This is a genomic window from Bacteroides nordii (genome assembly GCF_019930665.1).
In the GTDB taxonomy this organism is placed as follows: Bacteria; Bacteroidota; Bacteroidia; order Bacteroidales; family Bacteroidaceae; genus Bacteroides; species Bacteroides nordii.
The window spans coordinates 2,266,128-2,286,317 of sequence record NZ_CP082886.1 but is presented as its reverse complement, the minus strand read 5'-3'; the positions used below and the strand labels follow the sequence as shown (position 1 = coordinate 2,286,317).

Below are 20,190 nucleotides of genomic sequence, written 5' to 3'. Positions count from 1 at the left end.
GTTAGGGTTATTAATACTTTCAAAGATAGGTGAAAGTGATCATTCTTGCAATAGAACAGAGAATAAAAATCATCAATAGCACCCAATAACTATCAAAAAGCACCTAAAAACTGTTTTTTGATAGTTTTCACCCCAAAGAAAGACGAATTCCCCCCTACTAAAGTCTAAAAATACCTTTAAACTTGCAACATCGATAATGAAACGAAATATTAACCGTAAAAACCATTAAGTATGAAAAGTTTAAGTTTTAAGAAAGATTTAATAGGAGTTCAGGAAGAGTTGCTTCGTTTTGCTTATAAGTTAACAGCTAACCGTGAGGAAGCAAATGATTTGTTGCAGGAAACATCACTTAAGGCCTTGGATAACGAGGACAAATATATCCCGGATACAAACTTCAAAGGATGGATGTATACCATCATGCGTAACATCTTTATTAATAATTATCGTAAGATTGTACGCGATCAGACTTTTGTAGACCAGACAGACAATCTTTATCATTTGAATTTGCCGCAAGATTCCGGATTTGAAAGTACCGAGGGAGCTTATGATCTCAAAGAGATGCGCCGCATTGTTAATGCATTGCCCAAGGAATATAAAGTACCTTTTTCTATGCATGTTTCAGGATTTAAATATCGTGAGATTGCTGAGAAGCTTGATTTACCATTAGGTACCGTAAAAAGCCGTATCTTTTTCACACGTCAGAGACTGCAACAGGAATTGAAGGATTTTGTTTAATCAATAGGTATAAATTAGATAGATTTTAAATTGAAAGAGAATTAGCCGTGTTTATTTTAATCTGTGGTTTTAGACGGCTTGTTATTGTTTAATTGTAAGGAATAAGAAGGTGAAAATCTTCTTATTTCTTTTGTTTTGTGACAATATGATATAAAACATATCCTTTTTACTAAACTTTTTTAGATTTATTTTGTCTTTATGTCAGATAACTCTGTATATTTGTAATAGATGACATGTTAACCAAATTATGTAAAATCACCTTATTAGATTACGGCAATGAAAAAGGAAATTAAATTCAGTCTCGTCTATCGGGACATGTGGCAATCGTCCGGTAAATATCAACCCCGCGTAGACCAATTAGTGCGAATTGCTCCATTGATTATAGAAATGGGCTGTTTTGCCCGTGTCGAAACTAACGGAGGAGCTTTTGAACAAGTAAATCTGCTGTATGGAGAGAATCCGAATAAAGCCGTACGTGCATTTACCAAACCTTTTAACGAAGCAGGTATTCAGACTCATATGCTTGATCGCGGGTTGAATGGTCTGCGTATGTATCCCGTACCGGCTGATGTACGGCGGTTGATGTATAAAGTAAAACATGCTCAAGGAGTGGATATTACGCGGATATTTTGTGGGTTGAATGAGGTGCGTAACATTATTCCTTCTATTAAGTATGCTCTTGAAGGGGGGATGATTCCTCAGGCTACTCTTTGTATTACCCATTCACCGGTACATACTGTTGAATATTACGCCGATATTGCCGATAAGTTGATAGAAGCCGGTGCACCCGAAATCTGTTTGAAAGATATGGCAGGTATCGGTCGTCCCGGAATGTTGGGCAGACTGACAAAAGCTATAAAGGAGAAACATCCTGAAATAATTATCCAGTATCATGGGCATAGCGGACCAGGTCTTTCAATGGCATCTATTCTCGAAGTTTGTGAGAATGGGGCTGATATTATTGATGTGGCTATGGAACCTATGTCGTGGGGTAAAGTACATCCGGATGTAATTTCGGTACAGGCGATGCTCAAAGATAAAGGCTATGATGTGCCTGAGATCAATATGAAAGCTTATATGAAGGCACGTGCCATGACTCAGGAATTTATTGACGACTTTTTAGGATATTTTATGGATTCTACTAACAAGCAGATGTCATCTCTTCTTTTAAAATGTGGGCTTCCTGGTGGTATGATGGGATCTATGATGGCTGATTTGAAGGGTGTTCATGCAGGGATTAATATGATATTGAGAGGTAAAAACGAACCGGAACTGAGTATCGATGATTTGCTGGTAATACTTTTTGATGAAGTAGAGTATGTATGGCCAAAACTCGGTTATCCCCCATTGGTAACGCCATTTAGTCAATATGTGAAGAATGTGGCATTAATGAATGTGATGCAGCTTGTAAAGGGTGAAGAACGTTGGACGATGATTGACAATCATACTTGGGATATGATTCTGGGAAAAAGTGGACGCTTACCGGGGCAGCTTGCTCCTGAAATCATTGAACTGGCAAAATCTCAAGGATATGAGTTTGTAGATACTGACCCACAATCGAATTATCCGGATGCTTTGGAAGGTTACAGAAAAGAGATGGACGAGAACGGTTGGGAATATGGAGAGGATGATGAAGAGCTCTTTGAATTGGCTATGCACGACCGTCAATATCGTGACTACAAATCGGGAGTTGCCAAAAAACGCTTTGAGACCGATTTGGAACACGCAAAAGATGCTGCTATGGCGAAGAATGGATACTCTGAAGAAGAGATAAGAAAGTTGAAACGTGCAAAAGCCGATCCCATTATTGCCCCGGATAAGGGACAAGTGCTTTGGGAAGTATCAGTAGAAGGTCCTTCTACTGCGCCGTTTATCGGTCGTAAATATCAGCACGACGAAACGTTTTGCTACCTTTCTACACCATGGGGTGAATATGAGAAATTGCTGACCGGATTTACGGGCCGTGTTGTTGAAGTATGTGCCCAGCAAGGAGCCACTGTTAATAAAGGAGATGTAATAGCCTATATTGAACGGAGTGATATCTTCGCCTGATCGTCAATAGAATAAAAATAAAGAAGGGAAGTACTTGCTTTTTAGTACTTCCCTTCTTTATTTTATTCTGACTATGGTCTGAATTTTACGAGTTGCATACCTATCAGTTTATCATATCGTTCGCCAAATGCACGATTGTATATCAAAATCAGGTATTCATTTTCTGTTTCATAATAGTTTCCTTCTACCGGTCCGGTTTCGCCTTTGGTACTTCCATTGGGTACATACAAATACTGATAATTGTAAGCTCCCTGTTTCAATAATTGCACAGACTCATACGCATAAGTTTCTTTGTTGTATTTCATCTCACTCTGCAAATTGAAGTTATCATAAGTGAATTCTCCTTCCAGATAGAGTTTACCATCTATAAAAGGATCTTCCCAGGGAAGGCTGAAATGCACAAAAAAGTAATCGGCTTCAATATTATTGTCTGTTGCATCATCGTAGCGAATCAGATACCGTCCGTTTTGATCTTCATCGTAGCTGTAGTTTTTTGTACGCGGTTCGCTTGGAAAGAGGGTTGCGTGATAGTAGGGATCGTGAAACTGCAGGCTCATTACTCCCATATTCGCATAACGTGTGCTGACAGTTTCAAATCTACGGTATTCATTTCCGGCCGGAAATATCAGGGCACGATTGTGTGTATAACGCAGTTCATCGGGACCTACATAAGTTGGCACTACCCCTGTTACCATGTTGTCCGTACGTCCATCCTGCATCACTTGTACTTTTATTTCCTGTTGCGGATTTCGAATTGTGTATCCTTTGTAATTAACATTGAAGCTAACTTGCTGGTGTCCTTTGTTGCGGTCTATTTCTGTATCACTGCTTACTACAGCCGATACATTGACTTGTTTATCCAGTATCCGGAAGCAGGTTTTGAAGATAGGCTTGCTACTATCAGAATCGTCATAAACAGTCACGATATAATTGCCTGACAATGTCATGCGCACTTCATCGTTGGGCAATTTGAGACGATAGTGTGTGTAGGGCATCGTGGTGTTGACAGATGTTTCGTAGTCTTCAATCGGGTTATTATTGAATCCGTCCAGATAGTCTATATCCGAAAGGTTGGAAGGAGTCCAATCTACATTGGCGTGGGAGAGAACATACTGATAGCGATGATAGTCATGTGAAAGTTCATCGAAAGATATTTCCACATATTCTCCGGCTTCTAATGTTATAATTGCCGGAGCGTTATAATCATCGTTGGCTATTACCTGCACCGTTTGTATGTGCGGAGCGTAAACTTCTGTACGTTGGGCTCTCATACCGACTGACAGGCAGAGCAGAGAGAAAAGAAATGAGATGTATTTCTTCATAAGAGTTATAATTTTGTAGATGAATACTGATTAGAAGGTTATCGCTTCTTTTCCTTTTGTGGTTTTGAGACTTTTTTCTCTTTTTCTACAGGTGAAAATTTAGGTACCAGGTTCATCAGTCTCAATATCTGTTTTTGTCGTTTCAGGATGTAAGATGACGGATGAGCCGAGTCAAAACGTATCGGATTGGGAAGCGTGGCAGCAATGAGGGCGCATTGTCCTTTAGTCAGTTTGGCTGCCGTAGTATTGAATTTATATTTCGCAGTGGCTTGTGCCCCATAAATGCCTTTACCCATTTCGATAGAGTTGAGGTATACCGTCATGATCCGCTCTTTTGACCAAAATGTTTCGATGAGAAACGTGAAATAGACCTCTAATCCCTTTCGTACCCACGATGATTGGGGCCAAAGAAATACATTTTTTGCAGTCTGTTGGCTGATGGTACTCGCACCTCTTTTTCTTTTTCTTTTTTCATTTTCTTTGATCGCTTTTTCTATCTCTTTGAAATCGAACCCGTTGTGCTCTACAAAACGGTTGTCTTCGGAAGCGATAACTGCCATAGGCAGGTGAGGGGAGATTTTATCAAAAGAAACCCACGTGTGTTTGCACGTGGGCTTATCTCCTGATACTATCTGCTGCACGCTTCGGATGACCATTAACGGAGTAACATATACCGGAACAAACCGGTAGATGATAACTGCAAGCAAAGTCGATACGAAGAAAAAAAGCAGCAGATTGCGTATAAAACGAAGTATTTTACTTACTGGCTTCTGCATTTTTAATCATCTGCTCACTGGCATACATATAAACTTCCACACGACGGTTTTGAGCTGCAGTCAGTGCTTCGTCATATTGTGAATAACCTACTCCTTCTACTGTCTTAAATTGAGAAGGCTGAACACCACATGACTGAAGATAATTTTCTACAGCATAAGCGCGATTGTTAGAAACCTTTTGGTTGGCTTCCTGTGTACCTACTTTGTCAGTATGGCCGATAATAGCGATATCTATAGTGGGATCACTTTTCAGTACACCTGCAAATTCACGCAATGATTGTTTGGCAGTATTACTCAATGTAGAAGAGTTGAAACCAAAAAGAATACCGGAATCAAATGTCACTTTCACAGCAGCCAATCCATTGTTATCAGTGATTTGTTCTACTTGTGCACCTTCAATTCGTGCTGCTTCTTCTGCTTTTTTATCCATTTTGCGACCAATCAATACACCTGCGGTACCACCAACAGCTGTTCCGATAGCAGCACCAATAGCGGCACCTTTACCTTTACCGGCAATTCCACCGATGATTGCGCCCAAAGCAGCACCTGAGCCACCACCAACTATTCCGCCTTTGGCAGTATTGTTCATTGTTCCACAGCTTCCAAATACTAAGGCCGCACTCAAAAAGAAGGCCATAAACTTAATCTTTTTCATACTTTTATTAAATTAATATTAATGTTAAATCTTAGAACGGGGCAAAGATAAAAAAAATATTTAGTTGCGTTGTCGTTCCTTTATTTCAAAAACAATCATCTCTTATGTTTTGTTGACTGAAAGCACTTTTTTACGTATAATTGCAAACCATGTCAAGAGTATCAGTCCTTTAGCTACTGTAGTAACACATACTGCCCACCAGATACCTTCGACTCCCATTCCTAAACGAACGAAAAAAATGGTAAGTGGAATGCGCATATAGTTACATGTGATGCTGATAATAGCCGGTGGAACTGTACGCCCGATGCCATAGAATACTCCTTGCATGGTAATTTCCAGCATCATGAATAGTTGTGAATATCCGTCTATCCTTAAGAATACCCCTCCAGCTTCATATGCAGCCTGTTCCGGTACAAAAATAGCAAATATTTCATTGCCAAAGAATACAAATAGCAATGTGCAGAACGTTCCGAATATTCCTGTCATCCACAAGGTCATATGCCAGGCACGTATAACTCGCTCTGTTCGTCCTGCAGCGTAATTTTGTGCAATGAAAGCACTTAGTGCGGTTGAGAACCCCTGTGAAGTATTCCAGGTTATGGCTTCAATTTGTCCACCGGTAGTAAAAGTCATCAATCCGATATGGCCGCCATGCGTTGAAGCTGTACGGCAAAGGAACATATTGACGAAGGCAAACAGGGTGTTGAGCGTTGCTACTGGTAATCCTAACTTTAAAATACGGTGTGTATATTTCTTTTTTAATCGGGTGAAGAAGGGAAAACTGCCTAACAGTGCATCACGGTAACGTAGCTGATATATAAAAATACCAAACACGGTAGCTTGTGACAGCCAGGTGGCATAAGCAGCTCCGTTTGTTCCGAGTCCCAAACCGAATATAAAGAGAGGATCAAGTATGATATTCATTATTAACCCCGTACCACTGATATAAAAGGGCACTTTACTTCGGCCCGCTGCATTATATATACCTGTGAAGGCAGCCGAAAGAAAGACAAAAGGTAATCCGGTAGATACAATCCGGAGGTAGGAGATAGCATTATCCGTGATATGTGGTGCCAGTTCGTATATTCTGATTATGGGGCTGGCAAAAAGAAAAAGCAGTCCACCCCAACATAGAGAAATGATCAGTGCAATTGTAATGTTATGTGATGCAAAATGGCGTGCATCTTTTTGATTTTGTGCTCCTATGGATTGGCCTACACTAACTTCGGAACCTACTTTGTTTAATAAAGAAATAGAACCGGACATCCATGTAAGGATACCCACAGAGCCTATTGTAGCTACTGCTTCACTACCCAGACGCCCTACCCATGCCATATCTGTCAGGCTGTATGCCATCTGTATGAATGAGGTTGCCATAATCGGCATTGCTAAGTTGAACAACTGGCGATTGATAGGACCTTGAGTTAAGTTTTTTATTCCTTGCATCGATGTTTTTTTAGTTGGTCTTTTTGAAATGAGGCGCAAAGATATAAAAAACTATGCTCGGATATACCTATCTTTGCTGCGATTTTTTTCTTCTAAGCATAAAGCATGAATACAACAACTAAACCCTCCGTCTGGTTTCATCTTATGGCAGCAGTAACAGTTGCTATCTGGGGGACTACCTTCGTTTCAACTAAAGTTTTGATTGGTTACGGTCTTTCTGCCACTGATATCCTGTTCTACCGTTTCATCATGGCTTACATTTGTATCTGGTTCTTTTCGCCCCGTATTTTGTGGGCTAAATCATGGAGGGACGAAGGTGTTTTTGTACTCCTCGGACTTACGGGTGGTTCACTTTATTTCATTGCCGAGAATACAGCTCTTGGCATGACACTTGCATCCAACGTATCGCTTATCATATGTACTGCTCCGATATTGGCGGCTTTTCTCTCTTTCTTTTTATATAAAGGCGAGCGATTGAAACCGAAGTTGATTATCGGTTCTTTGATGGCATTGGCTGGTGTGGCTTTAGTAGTATTCAATGGTAGTTTTATTCTTCGTATCAGTCCGTTGGGAGATATTCTGACTTTGGTTGCTGCTTTGATGTGGGCCATCTATTGTTTGCTGCTGAAACGTATGAATTCTAATTACTCTACTCTTTTTATTACGCGTAAAGTTTTCTTCTATGGTATATTGACATTGCTTCCCTTTTTCTTCTTTTATCCTTTGCAGACAGATATCACTATTCTGTTTCAACCGCTGGTGATTGCGAATTTATTGTTTCTGGGAGTCATTGCTTCCATGCTTTGCTATATAATGTGGACATTGGCAGTGAAACGTTTGGGGGTGGTATGTGCAGCCAATTATATTTACGTTGTGCCATTGGTCACACTGATTACTTCTGCCGTTGTAATAGACGAACGGATTACTTTAATAGCATTGATTGGATGTGCTTTTATTCTTGGCGGAGTGTATCTGGCTGAGAGATGATTTAATAATGTGCCAATGTTATAATGTGTTAATGTTCCGATAGGAGGACACTCTTGAAGCTGGCACAGGATATTTTTGTAAAATTGTGGATAAACCGTCAGTCTATAAATCTACAGAAACCGTTTAATGCTTATATATATACTATTTGTCCGGATTATATTGGAACGCTATCTGACCCAAGGGTATTATTATATGCTTACCGGCTCGGTATTCAAGTCGGAATATTGCGGCGGAGATAAGATCTGGCGTAATACGAGACTCGATCGGAGGTACCTGTTCAATGCTTTAGGTGGTAAAGAATGAATATGGGGAAAACACCGGCAACATATTTTTAATACTAATCTCCGTATTTCTTATCAGGGAGGAGATCGCTATCCCCCCATTGATGAAGTTGTATTAATGGATAGTAAAGACATTATCCATAATGAGACACAAGCCTTTAGTAAAACAGTTTTCACCTGCTTTTACTGCCGATTTAGGTATGAGTTACAAACTAAACAAAAAACACCTTTCGCACGAATTTGGGTTACAATTGCTAAATGTTACCGGATATACAGGGCAACATGGATATCGATATAATGAACAAAAGAATAAAATCGAAAAAATAAAGGTTAGTAATATGCTGCCCAATCCTAGTTATAAAATCCAATTCTAAGTCTGGACTACTTCTGCTTCAGGGAGTTATAACTATCTATCTCTTTATATACAAGACTACGTATTTAATGGTCTGTTAATTAGGTAGTTTTATATACAAAGAGTACGTAGTTTTGTGGTATAAAAGTACGTACTCTTACAGTCAGAAGATATATAGATGTAATTTCCCGTTAACAATGTTAATTTCAAACGGATATCCCGATCTATCATATCTGTAAACAGTGTATTTATAGGTTATTTTATGCATTGATTTCCGATTCCAGTTGTTTAAAGTTGCGTTTTAATATTAATGGAACAATAGTCCGGTGAAATGGTTTTATTATGAAAAAGTAATATTTTCCTATTTTATTATTCAACTTGACGATAGTCGTTACTGTGATCTTTTTTTCGTTTTCATTGTACTTACTTTGTTCCAGAAGTAGCGAAATCCTTAGGTCTAAATGTTTATCATCTTCGCCAAGGATAATTTCTGTTGCTGTTTTACCATATACTTTGAATATTCCGGCCTGTGTTCCTACTTCATATTTGTTACTGCCGTTATCTTCTTTTTTTACAACCATAGCAGGCGTTTTTAGTTTGAAGAGTGATGCTATTTTATTTCTTAGGGAAAATAGTCCTTCAAACCATTTTGGACCAGGCTTGGCAAATGCTTTCACTATTTCAGGGATATCGATCCTGTTTTTCTTATCTATGATTGTATATTTATAACTATCAATGTAGTCATAGTCCGAATTATCGAAATGCAGTAATGATTCTTCTTTCATCTTCTCTTTAATTTTATGTTGATACAATGGCTGAATTTTGGTTTTAATGAGAGTTACTCTAATTCTTCTGCATAGATATTTATTGTTTGCAATGCATTCAGCACATCAATTGGAGTTATCTCCAAACATTCTATCCTTAGTATCTTTTCCCAGTCTTCTAAATCTACATTCCATTTATGAATAGTAGGATATTGGGTAAAAAGGGTTTTGATACGCTTTATATCCTGTTTGTTTTTTATTGATGTTCGAAATATAAAAATTTGATTTTGCATATTTAATTTTTTAGTTGATTTAGTCCATGGGCAGGTTACTAAACATTCTACGCAATAATGTTGACAAAGCGGATGAATTCTGCTCCTAATAATTTTAATTTCTGCTGAATCACATTTTCATAGGTAGAATAATAAATTAGTTTGATAATAATGATTATTATTTTAGGTTTAAAGATAAACCAAGTAACTCTGCTGTGAGAGATTATTTGACGAACTGCCTTACTACTTATGACCAAATGTATAATATAAGCGACTAATGCCCATATATATAATAGTCATAATACCTAATAGTTTTTATCATATTAAATTAGTTCTGTTATTGGGAATGCAAAGATAAGTCAGGTATTCTTTTGTCGTATTGAAAATAAAGCCATATATTTGTCCAAAAGCGACAAATGTATGTTCATTACAGCCGGATTATTAAATATGCTTTTAAAGCATTTTAGAACTACGCATGCCGAATTATCTGAAGTTTTGGTGGAATTGAAGTATGATTATACGATATTACAAAATCCGACAGCCAAAATTGATGCCGATATACTGGGGGTATATCTGGAATATATTGTTAAAAAGACAGGTAACTCCAGAATCGGTTTGGAAACGGGATTCTTGTTACCGTTTGTTTTGACCGGCAGTTTCTTTAATATTTTCAATCAAAGTAAAACTGTGCGTGATATTTTTGAGAATGATGCACCATTCGACCCGGCAATAAATGATATATATACATTTGTGACGAAAGAGGATGATATTAATTTTTTTCTTGAAATATCGATAGAACCTCAGTTCGAACGATTGTATCCGATAGCCTCCAGACAGTGGATTGAAATGCAATGTGGCTTTTTTCTCCAATATGCTTATAGTTTTACAGGGCGGTTTCTGTACCCTATTCTTGTGTACTCTATGTATAAGGAAGAGGGGAGGAGGGATAAACTTGAAGAGTATCTGGGATGTCCTGTGATATTTAATCATGATCGGTTGATTCTTGTTTTTGATAAGACGGTATTGGATTTACCAATCGTAACGGGAAATAAAGAGATGCTTGCGATTTTTGAAGATTATATGAACGAGATACAAATACAGGAAACAGCACAGAATCATGGCTTGTCTCAAACGGTTCGCAGGTATCTTATGCATAGTCTTTTAAATGATGATTTATCTTTGAAGTATGTTGCAGAAAGATTTAATATGAGTGAACGTAATATTCAGAGAAAGTTAAAGACAGAGGGTACTTCGTATCAAAAGATTCTTGATGATTTACGTATGGAATTATCTTTAAAATATTTGAAAGAAAAGATCTCCCTACCGGAAATTGGATTTCTTCTTGGTTTTGAGAGTCAAAGTGCATTTAATAAATTCTTTAAAAAACATTTTCGAGTACAACCATCCACATATAAAGAGAGTAACTAAATTGATTATTTAAGGGGAAGATAAGGAATGAATGATATACTTTCCTTTTAAAGTTTATGATAGGATCCGGATCTTATTGCTAATATAGATGGTCGTAACTATTTGATCAGATCCAGTAAAAAAGGTATTTTTATCTGTAATCAGTATAATTTATTAGTCTAATGACAATTGTAACTTTGCATTGTTTAAGTATTATGTAATAGGAAAATATAAATTCATTAATAAAATGATCTGAATATGAAAGTATTACTAATAAATGGTAGCCCACTATTCACTAAATATATTCAGTGAAATTCCGTTTTATGAGTTATCTTTGTATATCAGATATTTGCAGATGTTTTCATTTGATTTGAATACTCACGAAATTTCACTGTTTTAGAAAATATTGGTACTATTTGATACCATATTTCGGGGTATATTTTGTATCTTTGCACCATGTAACCAAAGGATATATCGCGTATGGATTTCATCTTCATCAAATCATCCAAGGCAGGAAAGGAAGACTACGGTTCCATCTATGCCCGTGTACGCACCGGAAAGGCGAACATGAAAGTCGTGACGGGCTTCACCATCAAGCAGCTTGAATGGGAAAAGTACCGCAGCCTGCAATACACTTCGTCAGCCCTGATGTCGAGCATCGGGATAAAGTACGGGCAGTTCGCCCAAGTCCTCGCGAGGATAAAGGCGGCATTTGAGGCTGACGGCTTCAATCCCAAGGAGGCAAAGAACATCATCGAGAGCGTGAAACACGACGTGCTCAACGGTATGATGCAGATTGTGGAGGTCAAACCCAAAGGCAAAATGCTGTTTGAGGATTTCCTCACCTCTTATATAGAAGACATGGAAACCGGACGGCGCACCAAGAAAGGCCGTACCGTGAAAGTATCACCTGCCTATATAAAAGGTCTGCGCATTATCCAAAAACAGATTCGCAACTACCAAAAGGAGACCCACCGCAAACTCGGACTGGATGACATGACGATGGAAACACGCAACAGCCTTGTCGGTTACTGGAAGGAGCGTGGTCTGATGCCCAACGCCATCAACTCGTACATGACCGATGTCCGCACGGTGGCAAAGGCGGCCTACGAGGACAAGCTGACCAAATGCGATGACTTCCGCCATTCCGACTTCGTGCCGAAAAAGGAGGAGGTGGACAACATTTACCTCACTCCGGAACAGATACAGGAAATGCTTGACCTCGACCTTTCCACCAAGGAAGCTGTGAAAAAGAGACTGGAATCACTTGACATCAGCGAGGACGAGAAATTGGCACAACTTTCCAAATGCAGGATTACCCACATAAGGACGCTGGAGCACGTGAGGGATATTTTCATCGTGGGCTGTCTGACCGGGCAGCGTGTTTCCGACTATTCACGGATATGCGAGGGCATGATAACGGAAATCGGCGGCACGGAGTTCATACTCATCACCCAGCAGAAGACGGAAAAGAAAGTCTATATCCCCGTTGACAGGCGCGTGAGAGCCATTCTCGCCAAATATGACGGCAAACTGCCCCCGGTTCATCCCAATGAAATGAACAAGCTGGTGAAGACCATCGGCCTGTTGCTCGGCTGGACACATGACTGCGGCTTTGACGAGAAGCGGCTCAATCCCAAACGTGGAAGGAGGTTCTGCGACATGCTCCTTTCCCATACAGCCCGAAGGAGTTTCGCCACCAACGCGTACAAGGCAGGTGTCCCTCTGCCTTCCATCCAAGCCATCACGGGACACAGCAGCGAGGCGCAACTGCGCCGCTACCTGAAACTGGACGCGGAGGAAAAGGCCGTCATAGCGTTAAAGGATTTCAAGGGTATCATCGAAATATAAGGAGGTGCTTATGGAAAAATCAAGGTTTGACATCATTAGCGACCTGTTCAAGCTGTCCAACGTAATCAGTGAGAGCCTGAAACTTGCGGAATCGCTTGCCGGCAAATCTTCCGGCAGTGGCGAAACGGATTGTAAGGATATTTGCCGGAACATCCGATACAGCCTGAAACCCCTGCCTTTTCTTTTGGCCGGCATCAGGGAATATGTCACCGAACACGAGGATAAGGAGCTGGCACGGAAGTTTGTCGAACTTCACGATGACACGAAAAGGCTTCACGGCATCTGCTCCAAATATGCGGACTTGAACAAGGCGGCTTTCCGTACAGGTGTGGCTTACCTGAGCATGGAAGTCATAAGGCAATACTTCTTTACAGAAAAAGAACAGGATCAAGTATCGCCGGAAGGTTCTGATATTTCTCCCAAACCAATGACACGTACCGAAGCCACCGACTGCATCGACACCATCCGTGCCGCCATACGGAAGTGTGCAAAGGATTCAGATGGGAACAGAGGGAAAGAAATGTATGCCATGCTTGCCAAAGTGGACAAGGCGAAAATCCAAGCCGTCAAGGAGTATATTGTCAATGCCAACGACAAGGATTTGGCACAACTCTTCACGGAATATTTTGCGGAAGCCGTCCACCTTTCCATGCTGCCCCAAAATGATGATGTGAAAGCACAGTCCGCAGGAATAAAGATGTTCCATATCGTCATGACAATGGGATATATCAAGAGGAACGTGCTGCACGAGAACGAGTCCAAGTCGGCAATATCCAAAACAATACCCTCTTGTACAGAAGAAGTATCACCCGGTTTTACCGCCACAGATACAATGCAAGGCGGCGCGTTCAGCACGACCGCACAAGTTCCCGTTTTAAGGCTGTACCGTTTCCTTACCACCTTTACCGTACAGAGCGGCCCCGACAAGGGCAAGCCTCTATTGGATGGAAATGCCGTTTCCGACCGGGATTTCCTCCGTGCCGTCATGCGTGCCGACTACTCCACGATATACGGCAGTTGCGTGAAAGGCAAGATGCGCAGTGTCGCCATCCTGCTGTCCAAAGCCTACTTCAAGGACTGGAAAGGTTACAGGGAAGCCGCAGCTCGTTCTATGGGTCTGACACCCGAAAGCCTCGCCAAGTATAACGTGGAGAAAACCTTTATAGCGAAGCTCAAAGAGCTGCTTCCCATGATAAAATAGTGACATAACCCACAGGTGGCTACAATTCACCACAACCCACAGACTTCCACAAGCCGTTAAGCACCAGTTGTTTGACGGCTTTTTTCATGCGGTGTCATTTCACAGAATACCACAAATTCACAGGTTTCATTATTGCCCTACCTTTGCCGCCACGAACTTAAAATCAGTGGATTATGACAGATAAGACAGAAATGGTACTGGTATCGCGCGACGAGCTTCAACAGCTTATCGGCGCAAGCGTGAGGTGCGCGTTTGAGGAATACCGGCAGGAACAGGCACCACAGGACACATCGGAGTATTACACCATCCGGCAACTGGCGGAGAAATGGGGCGTGAGCATAGCGACCATCTGGCGGCACGAGAAGCTGGGACACATCAAAGGACAGCGGATAGGACGGCGTGTCTTGTTTCCCAAGGAACAGATAGACCGTATCAAGAGCCTGAAAGCTACCAACAGGAAGGCCGACAAGAACGCCAAAGGATAATTTGTAAGACACACAACAAAAAACATCAAGGCTTATGAAAAATTTGAAACAGCTTGTTTTGCCGTGCTACAAATTGGAGATGGCAATGTCCGTGGAGGCATGGTACTTCCTGCACGGGAGCACGGACGGGATATGCAACCTTACCTATCTTCTTTCCCTCTTGTCGAAGATAACAGTATCGGAAGTACAGAACACCAAACGGGGATTGGGCTATGCCGTCCATCCCGGACAGGCGGACGGCTCCATGCTGGTACTGGCCAAGGAATGGGGCATCGGCCGTAAGGCGGTGTCCCGTCTGTTGGAGGATTTCTCGGAACGCGGGCTAATCCGTGTTGATTCCAATCCCGTGACTTCCATTATAGACATGGTGTGCGTGAAGTCGTGGATGATAGCAGGGCGGCTCATCGAGAATCCGACATACCGCCAGACAATCAAGGCATACGAAGGGGTACGTGTATTCCTTTTCAACGGGCAACAATTAGAGACTTTGCGTCGCAGTTCGGCAAGGAAGAAGAAAGAAAAACCGACAGAAGAAACGTCAGAGGGAACGGATAGCTTGCCGTCCATGAATCCGACCCATTCCAATCCTATTATAGAAGGAACAGGAACAGCGGAAACCGAAACGGCTGCAACAACCGAAAGCGAAGTGAAAGGCTCTGCGGAAAATGCAGTCGTGGATGCCGCCGACAACACACCATTTTTAGAGGAAGACAGTACCTTATCTGGTTCACGGGAATAGGAACAGCCACAGGAATGAAGCGGCAGGAATAGCAAGCGACAGCGTTTTAGAAGGGATATTTTTAGGGCTGGCAAGTTAATGTTTTCGTCCACGAAAACCACGCCACAAACGGCGACCCGGCCACACGGGAAACGGCAAGCCCGGATTACAGCCCTAAAAAACAGAACGGTTTAACGAATAAAAGAAAACGGATATGACATATCAGGAGAACAGGAACAAGGGAGGCCGCCCCAAAACAGTGAAAGGCAAGGCGAGGACAAAGACCATATCCACACGGCTCACGCTTGCCGAGTGGAAAGCGGTCATGAAACGGATTACCGATGCGGGCAAGAAACCGTCGCACTTTCTGCGCGAACTGTTGCTGCATGGCAAGGTCGTGGCGGCACGGACACAGGAGGACAGGTGGCAGATAAGGATGCTGGAGGGAGGATGTAACAACCTGAACCAACTGGCGAAGATGGCGCACCAACAGGGCTTTTCTCTTTTGAAAGGCAAAATCATGGACTTGCTGGACGAGTTCAATAAAATCATAGAGAGGATATGATGGGCGATTTGAAAAAACGGGCGAGTTTCGCCAGAGTGGTGAACTACGTGAACAACCCGAAGAAGGCACGGCTCATCGACAGCAAGGACGTGAGGCTGGATGACAACGCCACCATAGCAAGGAGTATGCAGGGACAGGCGGATGACAAGCCGGGACGCAAGCTGAAAAATCCGGTGTACCATATTTCGCTGGACTTCGCACACGAGGATGCACCCAAGCTGACAGATGCCTTGATGGTCGAAATTGCCCGTGAATATATGCGGCGCATGGGCATAACGAACACCCAGTACATCGTGTGCCGCCATACCGACAGGGAACACCAGCATCTGCACATCGTGGCCAACAGGGTGGACAATGACGGGAACACCATCAGCGACAGCAACGATAATGTGCGTAATGTAAAAGTATGCAAAGCTCTCACGAGAGAATACGGACTGCACTTCTCCAAGGGCAAGATGAACGTGAAGCGTGACCGCCTGCGTGGTAAGGACAAGGTGAAATACCAAATCTATGATGCCGTCAAAGCTGCCTTACCCCATTGCAACTGCTGGTCGGATTTGTGCGACAAGCTGGCAAAACAGGGTATCGGGGTGAATTTCAAATACAATAGAAACGAAGGCAAAATCATCGGAGTGTCGTTCACGAAGAATGAAATCTCGTTCAGCGGCTCACGGATAGACCGGAGTATGAGTTTTTATAAGTTGAACAGGCTCTTCGGGAACCAAATCGCAGAGGGCATGGAATGGAAGCCCCGTGTGCAAGAACAGCCGCAACCGATCTGGCAGGATGTGGAATCTCACAACAATACGGCAGACACTTTTATAAAAGAGCCATTACCGACTAAAACGGAAGAGGACGGCAATGTTAGCGGTTCTGCTGAATCCGGCTCAAATATCGTTCAAGTGACCATCGGCACACTCATGGAGTTGTGCGTACAACCGCACCAAGCCAGGGTCTCATCCGGTGGCGGAGGTGGAGGAAACGAAAGCGGCTGGGGCGAGAATGACAACGAAAAGGACAAACATAAACCAAGGAGGAGAAAAAGATGAAGGACAACAAGCAGAACTTAACCGACCTTATTGGGGCATTGGCAGTGGACATCGAGGAAATCAAGAAGAAACTGGACGGAAAGGATAGCCCGGACAAGAACGAGGCATTGAAAAGGCTGGAAGCGAAGCTGGAGCCTGTTATACGGTTCTTCAATGGCAATGCACCGGAAAATGTCAATGCCATTTTCGGAAGCAAGGAAGCCATCGAGGAATACAAGCAATCAATAGGTGATGAAGCGGTAGCAAGTCTGCGGTTATACACCGAAGCCAACGAGAAGGATATGCGCAAACATGGTGTTCTCACCATCAAGGAACAGCTCAACAAGATATTGGAAAGGCTGACAAGCCACATTGAGAATGACAAACTGGCTTCGGAAAAGTCACGCCAAAAGCAAAGTGCCATATCGGAACTATGGCAGATAATCCGCCCGGACAAGGCAATAAGCGCAATAAGGCTGTTATGGAGCAAAGTTCCCGATGGCTGGCACAAGAATCCTTACGCATGGGCTGGCATTGGTTGTACGCTTGTATTCTTTACCTTGTTTGCCATCAGTTGGGTACAATGGCATGAATACCGGGAAGAAAACAGGCGGTTGAGAACGGTTGCAGACAAACACCATGTGACTACAATCATGCTTAACGAGTTGCACCCGGAACTGGCCGTGACCGTCGGAGCATACGAAAAACTGGTGGATGTTGTCGGTGCGGATTCCACTTTAGTCATATTCAACCGGCAGGTCAAGACAGTGAGAGAAGAAGAGAATCAATCCAAACGACAAAAATAAAGTGAATGGCATCCATAAAAGTGAAATTTCGTCCTTCCACCGCAAGCGGCAAGGAGGGCAGCATATATTATCAGGTAATCCACGGGCGCATAGTCCGCCAAGTCAAGACGGACTACCGCATATTTGACACAGAATGGGACAAGAAAACTTCCTCCATGAAAATCCTGCCCGAAATCGGCGAAAACAGGAAACGGTATCTCCGTAAAGTGGCGGAACATATCGACTGGGACGCCAGACGGTTGAAAGCCATAGTCACCCAATGCGACAGGCAAGGAGGAATTTATTCCGTTGATAGTATCATCGAGAAATTCAACAGGCAAACGGGCGAACAATCGCTGTTCCGTTTCATGCAAGGCATCATAGGACAGTTGAAGCAGCTTGGCAAAGTCCGCACATCAGAAACCTATACAGCGGCATTGGCCAGTTTTATGAAGTTCCGTGAAGGGCAGGACATTCTTTTGTGCGAAATGGACGGTAACACCATGATGCTTTACGAGGCCTGGCTCAAAGGAAAGGGTATCTGCCCCAACACGGTTTCCTTTTATATGCGCATACTCCGTGCCGTTTACAACCGTGCCGTGGAAAAGGAACTGACGGAACAGAAGCATCCTTTCAAGCACGTTTACACGGGTATCGGGAAGACGGTAAAACGCGCCATCCCATTGAAGTCCATCAAGCACATTAAGGAACTTGATTTGATTCTGAAACCGCATCTGGATTATGCAAGGGATATGTTCCTCTTCTCCTTTTATACCCGTGGAATGTCATTCATTGATATGGCCTATCTGAAAAAATCGGACTTGAAGAACGGAATAATCACGTACCGTAGAAGAAAGACCGGGCAGCAACTCACAGTCAAATGGGAGAAGTGCATGGAAGACATTATCGCCAAGTATGGAGAGAATACGGCCACCCGCTACCTCCTGCCGATAATCACAAACCCTTGTTCCGATGAACGGACACAATACCGTAACGCCATCTGCCGCATCAATGTGGCGTTGAAGGAAGTTGCCGGTCTAGCAGGATTGAACATACCGCTGACCATGCACGTTGCCCGGCATTGTTGGGCGAGCGTCGCCAAGAGCAAGAACATCCCTCTTTCAGTCATCAGCGAGGGCATGGGACATGATTCGGAAGAGACTACGCGCATCTATCTCGCATCGCTTGACACAAGCGTGGTGGACAAGGCAAACAGCCTTATCCTGAAAGATTTTTGACCGGATGTTTATGGTGAAATGTGTTGAGCGAAAAGACGAATCTCTTGATAAGAGAGCCATCCCGAAGAAATAAGCACTAATAATCAGTGTTATAGGAATCCGATTTGACGGATTTACAAAACAGATTCTCACAAAATGCCTTTCATATATCATTATAAATGAGGATTAAACACGGAATTTGAAATATTATGCGTACCTTTGCGAAATAAACTATATCTCTTATCAAGAGATACTCATAAACCCGATATAAAATGCCTGTTGAAGTTGATATATTGGAAGATAGTATCTTTCGGCTTTCGCCCGAACTGTTGAATAACCTGCTCAAAGACCATACAACGAGCAAGGAGGATATTCAGCGCAATATCTTTTGGGCTACTTCCGATTATGAATATCTGGGCGAAGGGTATCAATATGATTCGCCAATTCTTCCCAGTCTTATTACCGGAGATAACGGGCATGTCATCATGCCGCGTATCCTCAAAAGTCGTGACACCCAAACCGCACGTTCGCGAGAAATGGCAGAGGTGTTCACTCCGTCATGGATATGCAATGCGCAGAACAACCTGATCGATGAAGCATGGTTTGGAAGAAAGGATGTGTTCAATACGGAGTACACCGATGAACAGGGTTGTCATCGGTGGAGACCCAACTCAGAGAAAATTCAATTTCCGGAAGGTAAGACTTGGAAAGATTATGTACGTGACAACCGACTGGAGATAACCTGCGGGGAAGCCCCTTATATTATAAGCCGATATGACACCACAACGGGGGAGGCTATTCCCTTAGAACAGCGTATCGGGCTGCTTGACCGCAAGTTGCGGGTAGTTGGCGAAAACACGGAAACTTCCGGCGAATGGTTGGAATGGGCACAGGAAGCATATAAGAGCATTTTTGCTTACGAATGGCAAGGCGATAACTTGCTGATTGCCCGTGAATCCATGCTTATCTCCTTTATCGAATACTATCAACAAAAGTTCGGCAAGCGACCCTTGTTGAAATCCATCAATTATATCGCCTACATCATTTCATGGAACGTCTGGCAGATGGACGGGCTTAAAGGTGTCATCCCGAACAGTTGCGGTGAACGCCGGACTATTGTAGCCGACTTGTTCGGGACAAGGGAAGAAGTCAGTCAATGCGAAGGCTGTCAGAAAGATGACATCCGCAGGCATAATGGTGTCTATTGCCAAATCAAGGACTGGCGGGCCAAAGACCCTGAAACGGGAAAGATGGGAAAACGAATCCGATTTATCGACCTCATAAAATAGTG

20 protein-coding genes are annotated in these 20,190 nt (G+C 42.6%); 14 read left to right on the top strand and 6 right to left on the bottom strand.

What is annotated here, in order from left to right:
• Positions 1-231: 231 nt before the first annotated feature.
• Together K8P02_RS09070 and K8P02_RS09065 are read left to right on the top strand one after the other, a co-directional pair.
• Entirely contained in the window at positions 232-735 is a 504-nt protein-coding gene (locus tag K8P02_RS09070) for an RNA polymerase sigma factor (protein WP_007485269.1), read from the top strand.
• A gap of 276 nt (positions 736-1,011) precedes the next feature.
• Positions 1,012-2,787, top strand: coding sequence for an oxaloacetate decarboxylase (locus tag K8P02_RS09065; RefSeq protein ID WP_223382240.1), 1,776 nt, complete (start codon positions 1,012-1,014; stop codon positions 2,785-2,787).
• Between the two features lie 71 nt (positions 2,788-2,858).
• Here K8P02_RS09065 and K8P02_RS09060 read toward each other — a convergent pair whose 3' ends face one another.
• The 4 genes from K8P02_RS09060 to K8P02_RS09045 all read right to left on the bottom strand — a co-directional run bounded on the left by K8P02_RS09060 (position 2,859) and on the right by K8P02_RS09045 (position 6,986).
• Positions 2,859-4,109, bottom strand: coding sequence for a type IX secretion system plug protein (locus tag K8P02_RS09060; protein ID WP_025866456.1), 1,251 nt, complete (start codon positions 4,107-4,109; stop codon positions 2,859-2,861).
• Positions 4,110-4,147: 38 nt separating this feature from the next.
• Entirely contained in the window at positions 4,148-4,885 is a 738-nt protein-coding gene (mtgA, locus tag K8P02_RS09055) for a monofunctional biosynthetic peptidoglycan transglycosylase (protein ID WP_223382238.1), read from the bottom strand.
• Positions 4,866-5,540, bottom strand: a complete 675-nt coding sequence (locus tag K8P02_RS09050; RefSeq protein WP_025866455.1) for an OmpA family protein — start codon at positions 5,538-5,540, stop codon at positions 4,866-4,868. The genes mtgA and K8P02_RS09050 overlap by 20 nt, the downstream gene beginning before the upstream one ends.
• Positions 5,541-5,642: 102 nt before the next feature.
• Positions 5,643-6,986, bottom strand: coding sequence for an MATE family efflux transporter (locus K8P02_RS09045; protein ID WP_002560593.1), 1,344 nt, complete (start codon positions 6,984-6,986; stop codon positions 5,643-5,645).
• A gap of 105 nt (positions 6,987-7,091) precedes the next feature.
• On the opposite strand from K8P02_RS09045, the gene K8P02_RS09040 reads away from it, so the two are divergent.
• Positions 7,092-7,973, top strand: a complete 882-nt coding sequence (locus K8P02_RS09040; protein WP_223382236.1) for a DMT family transporter — start codon at positions 7,092-7,094, stop codon at positions 7,971-7,973.
• Positions 7,974-8,099: 126 nt separating this feature from the next.
• Positions 8,100-8,276 (top strand): hypothetical protein, encoded by a 177-nt coding sequence (locus K8P02_RS09035; RefSeq protein ID WP_007485276.1) that lies wholly within the window; start codon positions 8,100-8,102, stop codon positions 8,274-8,276.
• A gap of 590 nt (positions 8,277-8,866) precedes the next feature.
• Here K8P02_RS09035 and K8P02_RS09030 read toward each other — a convergent pair.
• Complete coding sequence (locus K8P02_RS09030) at positions 8,867-9,391, bottom strand: DUF2867 domain-containing protein (RefSeq protein WP_007485280.1); 525 nt, start codon at positions 9,389-9,391, stop codon at positions 8,867-8,869.
• A 53-nt stretch (positions 9,392-9,444) separates the two neighbouring features.
• Entirely contained in the window at positions 9,445-9,663 is a 219-nt protein-coding gene (locus K8P02_RS09025; RefSeq protein ID WP_007485282.1) for a hypothetical protein, read from the bottom strand.
• Positions 9,664-10,062: 399 nt separating this feature from the next.
• Between K8P02_RS09025 and K8P02_RS09020 the strand changes: the two genes are divergently transcribed.
• The 10 genes from K8P02_RS09020 to K8P02_RS08975 all read left to right on the top strand — a co-directional run bounded on the left by K8P02_RS09020 (position 10,063) and on the right by K8P02_RS08975 (position 20,188).
• Positions 10,063-11,070 carry a helix-turn-helix transcriptional regulator gene (locus tag K8P02_RS09020; RefSeq protein ID WP_025866453.1) on the top strand — a complete coding sequence of 336 codons (1,008 nt, stop codon included), beginning with the start codon at positions 10,063-10,065 and terminating at the stop codon, positions 11,068-11,070.
• Between the two features lie 459 nt (positions 11,071-11,529).
• Positions 11,530-12,900 (top strand): site-specific integrase, encoded by a 1,371-nt coding sequence (locus K8P02_RS09015; protein WP_004310565.1) that lies wholly within the window; start codon positions 11,530-11,532, stop codon positions 12,898-12,900.
• A gap of 10 nt (positions 12,901-12,910) precedes the next feature.
• A complete protein-coding gene (locus K8P02_RS09010) occupies positions 12,911-14,101 on the top strand; it encodes a hypothetical protein (protein WP_004310564.1) in 1,191 nt (396 codons plus the stop codon).
• A gap of 239 nt (positions 14,102-14,340) precedes the next feature.
• On the top strand, positions 14,341-14,586 hold the full coding sequence (locus tag K8P02_RS09005) for a helix-turn-helix domain-containing protein (RefSeq protein ID WP_223382234.1): 246 nt from the start codon (positions 14,341-14,343) through the stop codon (positions 14,584-14,586).
• 34 nt (positions 14,587-14,620) lie between these two features.
• A complete protein-coding gene (locus K8P02_RS09000) occupies positions 14,621-15,325 on the top strand; it encodes a hypothetical protein (protein WP_004310562.1) in 705 nt (234 codons plus the stop codon).
• A gap of 193 nt (positions 15,326-15,518) precedes the next feature.
• Entirely contained in the window at positions 15,519-15,869 is a 351-nt protein-coding gene (locus tag K8P02_RS08995) for a plasmid mobilization protein (protein ID WP_004310560.1), read from the top strand.
• Entirely contained in the window at positions 15,866-16,918 is a 1,053-nt protein-coding gene (locus tag K8P02_RS08990) for a relaxase/mobilization nuclease domain-containing protein (protein WP_025866452.1), read from the top strand. Before K8P02_RS08995 ends, K8P02_RS08990 begins: the two co-directional genes overlap by 4 nt.
• Complete coding sequence (locus K8P02_RS08985; protein ID WP_025866451.1) at positions 16,915-17,703, top strand: hypothetical protein; 789 nt, start codon at positions 16,915-16,917, stop codon at positions 17,701-17,703. Before K8P02_RS08990 ends, K8P02_RS08985 begins: the two co-directional genes overlap by 4 nt.
• Positions 17,704-17,708: 5 nt before the next feature.
• The gene (locus tag K8P02_RS08980) at positions 17,709-18,920 is read left to right on the top strand and encodes a tyrosine-type recombinase/integrase (RefSeq protein ID WP_004310548.1); all 1,212 of its coding nucleotides are present in this window, start codon (positions 17,709-17,711) and stop codon (positions 18,918-18,920) included.
• Positions 18,921-19,171: 251 nt separating this feature from the next.
• Entirely contained in the window at positions 19,172-20,188 is a 1,017-nt protein-coding gene (locus K8P02_RS08975; RefSeq protein ID WP_025866450.1) for a hypothetical protein, read from the top strand.
• The last annotated feature ends 2 nt before the right edge of the window (positions 20,189-20,190 follow it).